The sequence below is a fragment of the Mycobacterium sp. 1245852.3 genome (genome assembly GCF_001669335.1).
GTDB classification, from domain to species: Bacteria; Actinomycetota; Actinomycetes; order Mycobacteriales; family Mycobacteriaceae; genus Mycobacterium; species Mycobacterium europaeum_A.
The window spans coordinates 1-10,971 of the sequence record NZ_LZLL01000165.1 but is presented as its reverse complement, the minus strand read 5'-3'; the positions used below and the strand labels follow the sequence as shown (position 1 = coordinate 10,971).

Here is a 10,971-nt window from a genome sequence, read left to right as displayed (position 1 = left end):
ATCGGGTAGCCGGGCGGCGGGCCATACGCGGGCGGGCCGTATGTCGGCGGGCCGTATCCCGGCGGCGGGCCGTATGGCGGCGGACCGTATTGAGGTGGTGGGCCGTATGCCGGTGGCGGACCAACCGGATTACCAGGCGGCGGCGCGCTCACCGAACCCCGCGGCCTTTACAGCCGGGCGCGTCGTTCGTCATGGGCTCCATCCTGTCGGCGGCCGGGGCATTTCACAACGTCGACCCCCCACCCGGCGCGTAGCGTCGCAGACATGGCGGAACTCAAATCCCGGATCCGGTCGGACTTGACCGCGGCGATGAAGGCCCAGGACAAGTTGCGAACGGCCACCCTGCGCATGCTGTTAGCCGCGATCCAGACCGAGGAGGTCTCCGGTAAGGAGGCCAGAGACCTCACCGACGAAGAGGTCATCAAGGTCCTGGCCAAGGAATCCCGCAAGCGGAGCGAATCCGCGGAGATCTACACCCAGAACGGCCGCGGGGAGCTCGCCGCCAACGAGCACGCCGAGGGCCGGATCATCGACGAGTACCTGCCCACCCCGCTCACCGAGGCCGAGGTGGCCGACGTCGCGGACACCGCGATCGCGCAGGTCGCCGAGGAGATCGGCGAACGCCCCGGGATGAAGCAGATGGGCATGGTGATGAAGGCCGCCACCGCGATCGCCGCCGGCAAGGCCGACGGCGCCCGCCTCTCGGCCGCTGTCAAAGAGCGGCTGTAGCCAACCGGGTCAGAGCACCACCCGGGTTCCGTCATCGCCGCGGCGCGTCGCGCGCCGGGCGTCGAGGTGTTCCAGCAGCGGCACCGCCACCCGCCGGGTGGTGCCCAGCGCCCGGCGCGCCTCGCTGACGGTGAACGGTTGGGGCAGGCCCGCCAGCACGGTGGCGGCCCGGTCCAGCGCGTCGGGCCCCAGCACCACCCCGTCGGCGATCCGCGTCAGCCGCCCGGCCCGCACCGCCGCGGCCAGCTCGCGAGGACCCAGGTTCAGCTCGGCCAGCTCGTCGGCCTCGGGCGCCCGGAACGGCTCGGCGGCCAGCCAGTCCTCGACCGTGCGCACGGCCTTGTCGACGCGGGCCGGCAGGCCCGACGCGGGCGGGCGGACCAACCCGTCGGCCACCTCGAGACCCGTGCCGTCCAGCAACTTCGGCAGCAATTCGGCGGCGGGCAACCCGACCTGCTGCCGCAACGTCTCGAGCGGCATGCCCGCCGCGATGTCGTGCTCGCCCACCCAGCGCCGCACCGCCGCGGTGGCGTCCTCGCGCCGCGCCGCCCACCACTGCGGGTCCACCACCCAGTCGCCCACCCGCTGCCCGCGCGGCGGCAGACCCATGGCGCGCAGGTCGGCCGCGCGCGCGACGTCAGGGGCGCGGACCTGGCCGGTGGCCAGTTCTGCGGCGCGAACCCGCGCCGCGCCGCGCCGCCGCAGCGCGGGAGGGCGGACGTCGAGCACCCCGATGCCCGCCGCGATCCGGTGCTGTCCGGGGTCGCGGAGCAACCCGATGTCGCCCACCCGCAACGGCAGCGGCCTGGCCAGCCGCAGGCGCGCCGCGGCCGGCCCCAGCCGGCGAACCTGCACCGGCACGGCCGCCGACCCGACATGGAGCATGAGCTGGCGGCCCAGCGAGTCCGCCGATCGCAGGGCCACGTCGATCTCCGCGGTGTCCAGCCAGGCGCCCGGCGTGCGCACGGTGTCCCCGCGACCGATGTCGTGCCGGTCGACGCCGCGCAGATTCAGCGCGACCCGGGCCACCGCGCCGACCTCGGAATGGTTGCGGCCCAACGATTGCAGCCCGCGGACGGTGACGCGGCGCCCGGCGTGCTCGAGTTCGTCGCCCACCCGCACCGTGCCGGCGGCCAGCGTGCCGGTGACGACCGTCCCGGCACCCCGGACCGTGAAGCTGCGGTCCACCCACAGCCGCACGTCGGCCGCGGGGTCCGGGGCGGGCAGCCGGTCGGTCAGCGCCACCAGTTCGGCGCGCACCCGGCCCAGGTCGGTGCCGATAGCCACGGGAGCACCGGCGAGCGAGGTGGCGGCAAGCCGTTCGGACGCCTGGGTGACGGCCGGGCCCGGATCGGCGAGGTCGGCCTTGCTGATCACCAGCAGCCCGTGGCGGACGCCGAGCGCGTCCAGCGCCGCCAGATGTTCCTCCGACTGCGGCATCCACCCCTCGGTGGCCGCGACGACGAACACCACTCCGCCGTTCAAGGGGACTGGCCCCAGGCCGGCCAGCATGTTGGCCACGAACCGCTCGTGGCCCGGCACGTCGACGAACGCGAGCTGGCGCCCGTCCAGCTCGGTCCACGCGAAGCCCAGATCGATGGTCAGGCCACGGCGCTGCTCCTCGGCCAGGCGATCCGGCCACATCCCGGTAATCCGTTGCAGCAGAGTCGATTTGCCGTGATCGACGTGTCCGGCGGTGGCTAAGACGAACACGCCCGTACCGCCGCGGCCAGCAGCTCGTCGTCCTCGGGTGCCACCGTGCGCAGGTCGAGCAGACACCGGCCGCCCTCCAGGCGGCCCACCACGGGCGGGGTGCCGAGCCGGAGCGCGGCGGCGTAGGACTCGGGCAAACTGACCGCGGCGCTGGGCAATTCGACCCCGGGCGCCCCGCCACCGCCGACGGCCGCGACGCAGTCCACCGCCGCCGCCCCTGCCAGCCCGGCGGCCAGCGCCTCGGCCCTTGCGCGCAGCCGGTCGACGTCGGCGGCCAGCGCCTGGGCCACCGGCGGGGGCGGCCCGAGCAGCGTCGCTTCCAGCGCGGCCAGCGTCAGCTTGTCCACCCGCAGGGCGCGCGCGGCGGGATGGCGGCGAATCCGCTCGATCAGCTCGGAGCGGCCGAAGAGCAACCCGGCCTGCGGCCCGCCGAGCAGCTTGTCCCCGCTCGCGGTCACCAGGTCGGCGCCGTCGGCCAGCATCGACGTCGCGTCCGGCTCGTCGGGCAGCACCGGGTGCGGCGACAACAGGCCCGAGCCGATGTCGACCACCAGCGGCACGTCGAGCTTGCGCAGTTCCGGCGCCAGCGTCGCGACGTCCACGGCCGAGGTGAACCCGGTGACGTGGAAGTTGGACGGATGCACCTTGAGCACGAAACCGGTCTGCGGGCCCAGCGCCTCGGCGTAGTCGCGCAGGCTGGTGCGGTTGGTGGTGCCTACCTCGCGCAGCCGCGACCCGGTGGATTCCAGCAGCTCGGGGATGCGGAAGCCGTCACCGATTTCCACCAGTTCGCCGCGGCTGAGCACGATCTCCTTGCCGGGGGCCAGCGTCATGGCGGTCAACAGCAGCGCGGCGGCGTTGTTGTTGACGACGTGCACGCCGCCGGCGGTCGGGACCGCGCCCGCCAGCGCGGCCAGCGCGCCCCGGCCCCGGCGCGCGCGCCGGCCCGTCGCCAGGTCGAACTCGACGTCGGTGGCCCCGCCGGCGGCGACCACCGCGTCCAGCGCGGCCCGCGACAGCGGCGCGCGGCCCAGATTGGTGTGCACCACCACGCCGGTGGCGTTGATGACCGGCCGCAGGCTCGAGGCGGTGGCGGGCAGCGCGGCGATCGCGTGCTCGGCGACCTGCTCGGGTGCGATCTCGCCCGCGCGGGCCCGCCGCTGCGCCGTGGCGATCACCGACTTCACCAGCGCGCGGCCCAGCACCCGTTGCGCCGCAACCAGCCGCGGATCGGCGAGCAGCGTGTCGGTGCCGGGCACCCGTCGGCGCGGATCGGTCATCGCGGACCCGAAAGAACATGGCGGAGGCGGACGGGAATTGAACCCGCCAACGACAGCGACTGCCGTTCGACGGTTTTGAAGACCGCGCCGGTCACCAGACCGGACACGCCTCCTTGAGCCATGGCGCCAATTGTCGCAGCCTTCGGCGCGCGGGCACCATGGACGCCGTGACGTACCGATTGACTCAATACGCCCACGGGGGCGGCTGCGCCTGCAAGATCCCGCCCGGTGAGCTCGAGGACGTGGTCCGCGGGCTGGGTTCCAACCCGCCGCGCGACCCGTTCGGGGAGCTGCTGGTGGGCCTGGACAACGGCGACGACGCGGCGGTGGTGCGCATCCAAGAGGGCACGGCGTTGATCGCGACCACGGACTTCTTCACCCCGGTGGTCGACGACGCCTACGACTGGGGCCGCATCGCGGCCACCAACGCGCTGTCCGACGTCTACGCGATGGGCGGGCGCCCGGTTGTCGCGGTGAATCTGCTGGGCTGGCCGCGCGAGGTGCTGCCGTTCGAGTTGGCCGCCGAGACGCTGCGCGGCGGGCTGGAAGTGTGCGCACTGGCCGGCTGCCACCTGGCCGGCGGGCACAGCGTCGATGACCCCGAACCAAAGTACGGGCTGGCGGTCACCGGGATCGCCGACCCAAACCGCTTGCTGCGCAACGACTCCGGCAAACCCGGGACTCCGCTGTCGCTGACCAAACCGCTGGGTGTCGGCGTGCTGAACAACCGGCACAAGGCCACCGGGGAGCGCTTCGAGGAGGCGGTCGCCGTGATGACCACGCTCAACGCCGACGCGGCCGCGGCGGCGCTGGCGGCCGGGGTCCAATGTGCCACCGACGTCACCGGTTTCGGGTTGCTCGGGCATCTGCACAAGCTGGCGCGGGCCAGCGGTGTGACGGCGGTGATCGATTCGGTGGCGGTGCCCTACCTGGACGGCGCGCGGGCGGCGCTGGCGGCCGGCTACCTCTCCGGCGGCACCCGGCGAAACCTCGACTGGGTGGCGCCGCACGTCGACCTGTCCGCCGTGGGAGAGGACGACGCATTGCTGCTCGCCGACGCGCAGACCTCCGGTGGGCTGCTGATCGCCGGAGAGATCCCCGGGGCGCCGGTCATCGGCGAGCTGATACCGCGCGGCGAGCACACCATCGTGGTGCGCTGATCGGGCCCACCGCACTAGGGTTAGGACATGGCCCCGAAAAAAGCTCTGCGCGAAGTGTTTCTGGAATGGCCCGTCCTGCGCCAGTTGCGCTCGACGGACAAGCTTGGCCGCGGCTCGGCGGTGACCTCCAAACAGACCCGCGCGATGGCGCCGCGCACCAGCACGGCCGACCGCGTCGTGCAGAGCGTGTGCCCGTACTGCGCCGTCGGCTGCGGGCAGCGGGTGTACGTCAAGGACGAGCGGGTGGTCCAAATCGAGGGCGATCCCGATTCGCCGATCTCGCGGGGACGCTTGTGCCCCAAGGGTTCTGCCAGCGAGCAGCTGGTGAATTCGCCCGGCCGGCAGCTGCAGGTCCTCTACCGCCCGCCGCGGGCCACCGAGTGGCAACCGCTGGAGCTCGACACCGCGATCGACATGATCGCCGACCGCTTCGTGGAATCGCGGCGCAACAGCTGGCAGGACATCGACAAGAAGGGCAACCTGCTGCGCCGCACCATGGGCATCGCCGCGCTCGGCGGTGCCACCCTGGACAACGAAGAGAACTACCTCATCAAGAAGCTCTTCACCGCCGCGGGCGCCATTCAGATCGAGAACCAAGCTCGTATTTGACACAGCGCCACGGTTCCCGGTCTGGGAGCCTCCTTCGGGCGCGGCGGCGCCACCCAATCACTGCAAGACATGGCCAATGCCGACTGCATTGTCATCCAGGGCTCCAACATGGCCGAGTGCCACCCGGTCGGGTTCCAGTGGGTGGAAGAGGCCAAGGCGCGCGGTGCCCGGGTGATCCACGTCGACCCGCGCTTCACCCGGACCTCGGCGGTCTCCGACCGGCACATCCCGATCCGCGCCGGTTCGGACGTGGTGCTGCTCGGCGCGCTGATCAACCACATCCTGTCCAACGACCTGTGGTTCTCCGAGTACGTCGTCGCCTACACCAACGCCGCCACCCTCATCAACGAGAATTTCAAGGACACCGAGGATCTCGGCGGCCTGTTCTCCGGCTTCGATCCCGAGACCGGCCAGTACGACACGTCGAGCTGGGCCTACGACGAGCAGGGCAACGGCCAGATCGAGTCCCCGGGCGGGGGCCACACGCACGGCACCACCGCCTCGGAAAGCGGAGCCGGACAGGAGCACGGCAGCGGCGGCCCGCCGCTGGCGCACGCCAACGTGAAGCGCGACGAAACCCTGCAGCACCCCCGGACCGTGTTCCAGATCCTCAAGCGGCACTACGCCCGCTACACCCCGGAAATGGTCAGAGACGTCTGCGGTATCAGCCGCGAGGATTTCGACTACCTGGCCCAATCCATCGTGGAGAACTCCGGGCGCGAGCGCACCACCTGCTTCGCCTACGCCGTCGGCTGGACCCAGCACACGCTCGGTGCCCAATTCATCCGCACCGCAACGATTTTGCAGCTGCTGATGGGCAACGTCGGCCGTCCGGGCAGCGGCATCATGGCGCTGCGCGGCCACGCCACCATCCAGGGCTCCACCGACATCCCGACGCTGTTCAACCTGCTGCCCGGGTACCTGCCGATGCCCAAGGCGGGCATGCACGACACCCTGCCCGACTACCTCGACGCGGTCGGATCCAAGAAGCAGAAAGGCTTCTGGGCCAACGCCGATGCCTACACCGTCAGTCTGCTCAAGGCGTGGTGGGGGGACGCGGCGACCGCCGACAACGACTGGGCCTATGACTATCTGCCGCGGTTGTCCGGCCCGCACGGCACCTATCAGACCGTGATGGGGATGCTTGACGACGAGGTCGAGGGCTACTTCCTGCTCGGCCAGAACCCCGCGGTCGGTTCGGCCCACGGCCGCATGCAGCGGATGGGCATGTCACATCTCAAGTGGCTGGTGGTCCGCGATCTCAACCTCATCGAATCGGCCACCTGGTGGAAGGACGGACCCGAGATCGCCTCGGGCGAACTCACGACCTCCGAGATCGACACCGAGGTGTTCTTCCTGCCCGCCGCGACGCATGTGGAAAAGGCCGGATCCTTCACCCAGACGCAGCGGCTGGTGCAGTGGCGGCACAAGGCCGTCGAGCCGCCGGGCCAGTGCCAGAGCGAACTGCAGTTCTTCTACGAGCTCGGCAAACGGATCCGGCAACGGCTGGCCGGGTCGACCGACGAGCGCGACCGGCCGCTGCTGGACCTGACCTGGGACTACCCCGCCGACGAGCACGGCGAGCCCGACGGGGAAGCGGTGCTGGCCGAGGTCAACGGCTATCGCGTCGACGGCTCCGGGCCTTTGACGTCCTACACCGAGCTGCGCGCCGACGGGTCGACCGCCGCCGGCTGCTGGATCTACACCGGGGTCTACGCGAACGCCACCAACCAGGCGGCGCGCCGGGTGCCGCACGGCGGTGAGTCGCCGAGCCAATCGGAATGGGGCTGGGCGTGGCCCGCGGACCGGCGGGTGCTCTACAACCGCGCGTCGGCCGACCCGGACGGCAAGCCGTGGAGCGAGCGCAAGCGCTACGTCTGGTGGGACGAGGAGCAGGGCCGCTGGGTCGGCTACGACGTCCCGGACTTCGTGGCCGACCGGGCTCCCGGCAGCCGGCCCGACCCCGATCTCGGCGGACCCGATGCGCTGGCCGGGGACGACCCGTTCATCATGCAGGCCGACGGCAAGGGCTGGCTGTTCGCGCCGAAGGGTGTGGTCGACGGGCCGTTGCCCACGCACTACGAGCCGCAGGAGTCACCGGTGACCAACGCGCTGTATCCGCAGCAGCGCAATCCCGCGCGAATCACGTTCCCGCGCAAGGACAATCTGAGCGCACCCAGCGCCGGTGACCCGGGCGCCGACGTCTACCCGTACGTGTTCACCACCTACCGGCTCACCGAGCATCACACCGCGGGCGGCATGAGCCGGTGGCTGCCCTACCTCTCCGAGCTGCAACCGGAGATGTTCTGCGAGGTGTCCCCGGAACTGGCCGCCGAGCGCGGCCTCGAGCCCTACGGGTGGGCCACCATAATCTCGCCCCGCGCCGCGATCGAAGCCCGGGTGCTGGTCACCCAGCGGGTGAGCCCGCTGATCATCAACGGCCACACCGTGCACCAGATCGGCTTGCCCTACCACTGGGGAGTCGGCAGCGACGCGGTGGTCAGCGGGGACGCGGCCAACGACCTGCTCGGTGTGACGCTCGATCCCAACGTGCAGATCCAGGAGTCCAAGGCCGGGTCGTGCGACATCCGGCCGGGCCGCCGCCCGCAGGGCGAGGATTTGTTGCGGCTGATCGCCGACTACCAGTCACGCTCGGGCGTCACCACCGAAACCGGCAACACACGGGTGAGTGACGCCGCCTGGGAAGGAGGAGCCGATGGGTCAGCTGACCGGGCCGACTGACCCGGCCGCGGCGGCCGGATGGCCGGACGCCAAGCCGCGCAAGGGTTTTTTCACCGACACCTCGATCTGCATCGGCTGCAAGGCCTGCGAGGTCGCCTGCAAGGAGTGGAACCGCAACCCGCGCGACGGCGACCTCGAGCTGCTGGGGTCCTCGTACGACAATACCGGCGCGCTGGGCGCCAGCACCTGGCGGCACGTGGCCTTCATCGAGCAGGGCCGGGAGCGCATCGAAGAGGCCCGCGAATCCGGCCGTGCCCTGATCGATCTCGGCATGCCCGCCTTGCCCGGCGCCGCGAAAACCGCTGCTGCCGAACCGGTTTCGCAGCCGCTGCACACCCCGGAGTTTCGCTGGTTGATGTCGTCGGACGTGTGCAAGCATTGCACGCACGCCGGCTGCCTGGACGTCTGCCCGACGGGCGCGCTGTTCCGCACCGAGTTCGGCACGGTGGTGGTGCAGCACGACGTCTGCAACGGCTGCGGCACCTGCGTGGCGGGCTGCCCGTTCGGCGTGGTCGAACGGCGCAGCGACGGCACCTACGCGACGCCGGTGGAACGCCCGGGCCGGCCGAAGGAGGAGTTCGTCACCGGGGTCGCCCAGAAGTGCACGCTCTGCTACGACCGCCTGGTCGAGGACCAGATCCCGGCGTGCGCCCAGACCTGCCCGACGACATCGATCAAGTTCGGCGATCACGACGAGCTGGTGGCCCAGGCGCGCGAGCGGGTCGCCCAGCTGCACGCCGAGGGGCGCACGGAGGCAAGGCTTTACGGCGCCAACGAGAATGACGGCGTCGGCGGCACCGGGTCGGTGTTCCTGCTGCTCGACGAGCCGGAGGTGTACGGGCTGCCGCCCGACCCGCGGGTCTGCACGGCCGATCTGCCGGCCATGTTCAAGCGCGCCGGCCTGGCCGCGGCCGGCATGGTCGGCGCGGCCGCGCTGGCGTTTTGGAGGAGCCGATGAGCACGTCGGAATTCGACAGCTTCCGTCCGCCGGAGCCCCAGGGCGGCAAGCGGCGCAAAGGCAGGCGCGCGGGCCGGCGCGGCGGCGCGGACGGCTCCCGCGAGATGCCGATGGTCCCCGACGCCGAGTTCACGTCGTATTACGGGCGGCCGGTGGTCAAGCCCGCGCCGTGGGGACACGAAGTCGCGGCCTACCTGTTCCTGGGCGGCGTCGCCGGCGGCTCCGGATTGCTGGCGGCCGGTGCCCAGCTCACCGGGCGAAACGCGTTGCGCCGCAACACCAGGCTCTCCGCGCTGATCGCGGTCGCCCTGGGCGCGGTCGCCCTGGTTAAGGATCTGGGCCGGCCCGAGCGCTTCGTCAACATGCTGCGGACGGTCAAGCTGACCTCGCCGATGAGCATCGGCTCCTGGATTCTCAGCCTGTTCTCGGCCGGCATCGGCGTTGCCTCTACCGCCGAGGTCGACCGGATGACCGGCGAGCGAATCCCGTTGGGCCCGTTGCGGCCCGTGCTGCGCGCCGTGGAGGGGCCGGCCGGACTGGAAGCCGCGGTGTTCGCGGCGCCGCTCGCCGTCTACACCGCGGTGCTGCTCACCGACACCGCGACCCCGACGTGGAACGCCGCGTATCGGGACCTGCCGTTCGTGTTCGTCAGTTCAGCGAGCCTGGCCGCCTCGGGATTGGCGATGATCACCACCGGGGTCGCCGAGGCCGGGCCCGCCCGCAAGCTCGCCGTCATCGGCGCGGTCGGCGACCTGATCTGCACTCGGGTGATGGAGCGCCGGATGGACCCGGTGACCAGGGAACCGCTGCATCACGGCACGCCCGGACGGCTCCTGACGGCCAGCGAATGGCTCGCCGCCGCAGGCGGTTTGGGCGCGCTGCTGGGCGGGCGGCGCCGCGGCGTCGCGGTCCTGTCCGGCCTCGCGTTGCTGACGGCATCCGCCGCACTGAGGTTCGGTTTCTTCGAGGCCGGCAAGGAATCGGCCGGCGACCCTCGCTACACGATCGAGCCGCAGAAGCGCCGGCTCGCCGCGCGCCGGGCCGCCGGGGTGACCGGGGACTCGATCACCACCGCGGGCTGAGGACGCGGCCGCACAGCGGGTCGTAACCGAGGGCGTCGTTTGCGCTCTGTGTAGTCGGGTACTCCGTCACGCATGACGAATTTTGGCTACACTTTGATGACCGAGCAGAGTGGACCCAAAGACCTTGTCCGATATGCGGTTTCGGCCGAAGAGCGCGGCTTCGACTTCCACGTGTGCAGCGATCACTTCTCGCCGTGGCTCACCACGCAAGGACACGCGCCGAACGCCTGGGCGGTGCTGGGTGCGGTGGCACAGGCCACCGAGCGGGTCGACCTCTACACCTATGTGACGTGCCCGACGATGCGCTATCACCCCGCCGTCGTCGCCCAGCAGGCGGCCACCGTGCAGATCCTGTCCGACGGCCGGTTCACCCTGGGCCTGGGCAGCGGTGAAAACCTCAACGAACACGTCGTCGGCAAGGGCTGGCCGACCGTCACGCGCCGGCAGGACATGCTGCGCGAGGCGATCAAGATCATCCGGGAGCTGTTCGGCGGGCAACTGGTGGACTTCACCGGCGACTATTTCCAGGTCGACTCGGCCCGGCTGTGGGACGTGCCCGACGTGCCGGTCGGCATCGGGGTGGCGATGGCGGGTGCGCGGGGCGTCGACAAGTTCGCCAAGCTGGCCGACCACCCGTCCGCCGCCCGCGAGGTTGGCGGCTTGGCGGGCGGAGTGCCATTCCCTGACGAGTTCGGCGT

General features: G+C 71.4%; 8 protein-coding genes and 1 tRNA gene. 6 read left to right on the top strand and 3 right to left on the bottom strand.

The annotated features are described in order from the left end of the window. Positions 1 to 264 precede the first annotated feature (264 nt). Positions 265 to 729, top strand: coding sequence for a GatB/YqeY domain-containing protein (locus A9W96_RS07395; RefSeq protein ID WP_066866672.1), 465 nt, complete (start codon positions 265 to 267; stop codon positions 727 to 729). A 9-nt stretch (positions 730 to 738) separates the two neighbouring features. On the opposite strand, the gene A9W96_RS07390 is transcribed toward A9W96_RS07395, so the two are convergent. From A9W96_RS07390 to A9W96_RS07380, 3 genes are all read right to left on the bottom strand, one after another. Continuing rightward, on the bottom strand, positions 739 to 2,442 hold the full coding sequence (locus A9W96_RS07390) for a selenocysteine-specific translation elongation factor (protein ID WP_067138692.1): 1,704 nt from the start codon (positions 2,440 to 2,442) through the stop codon (positions 739 to 741). Next, positions 2,430 to 3,722, bottom strand: a complete 1,293-nt coding sequence (selA, locus tag A9W96_RS07385; RefSeq protein WP_067138690.1) for an L-seryl-tRNA(Sec) selenium transferase — start codon at positions 3,720 to 3,722, stop codon at positions 2,430 to 2,432. The genes A9W96_RS07390 and selA overlap by 13 nt, the downstream gene beginning before the upstream one ends. An 18-nt stretch (positions 3,723 to 3,740) precedes the next feature. Continuing rightward, positions 3,741 to 3,835 (bottom strand) — tRNA-Sec (locus A9W96_RS07380). Between the two features lie 45 nt (positions 3,836 to 3,880). Here A9W96_RS07380 and selD point away from each other — a divergent pair. From selD to A9W96_RS07350, 5 genes are all read left to right on the top strand, one after another. Beyond that, positions 3,881 to 4,882, top strand: a complete 1,002-nt coding sequence (gene selD / locus A9W96_RS07375; RefSeq protein ID WP_369830820.1) for a selenide, water dikinase SelD — start codon at positions 3,881 to 3,883, stop codon at positions 4,880 to 4,882. 27 nt (positions 4,883 to 4,909) lie between these two features. After that, a complete protein-coding gene (gene fdh, locus A9W96_RS07365; RefSeq protein WP_156765146.1) occupies positions 4,910 to 8,233 on the top strand; it encodes a formate dehydrogenase in 3,324 nt (1,107 codons plus the stop codon). Next, entirely contained in the window at positions 8,208 to 9,191 is a 984-nt protein-coding gene (locus A9W96_RS07360; RefSeq protein WP_067019574.1) for a 4Fe-4S dicluster domain-containing protein, read from the top strand. Before fdh ends, A9W96_RS07360 begins: the two co-directional genes overlap by 26 nt. Further along, positions 9,188 to 10,273 carry an NrfD/PsrC family molybdoenzyme membrane anchor subunit gene (nrfD, locus tag A9W96_RS07355; RefSeq protein WP_067138684.1) on the top strand — a complete coding sequence of 362 codons (1,086 nt, stop codon included), beginning with the start codon at positions 9,188 to 9,190 and terminating at the stop codon, positions 10,271 to 10,273. The genes A9W96_RS07360 and nrfD overlap by 4 nt, the downstream gene beginning before the upstream one ends. Positions 10,274 to 10,345: 72 nt before the next feature. Next, positions 10,346 to 10,971 (top strand): TIGR03557 family F420-dependent LLM class oxidoreductase (locus A9W96_RS07350; protein ID WP_231999623.1); only part of this gene is annotated, 626 nt, incomplete at its 3' end.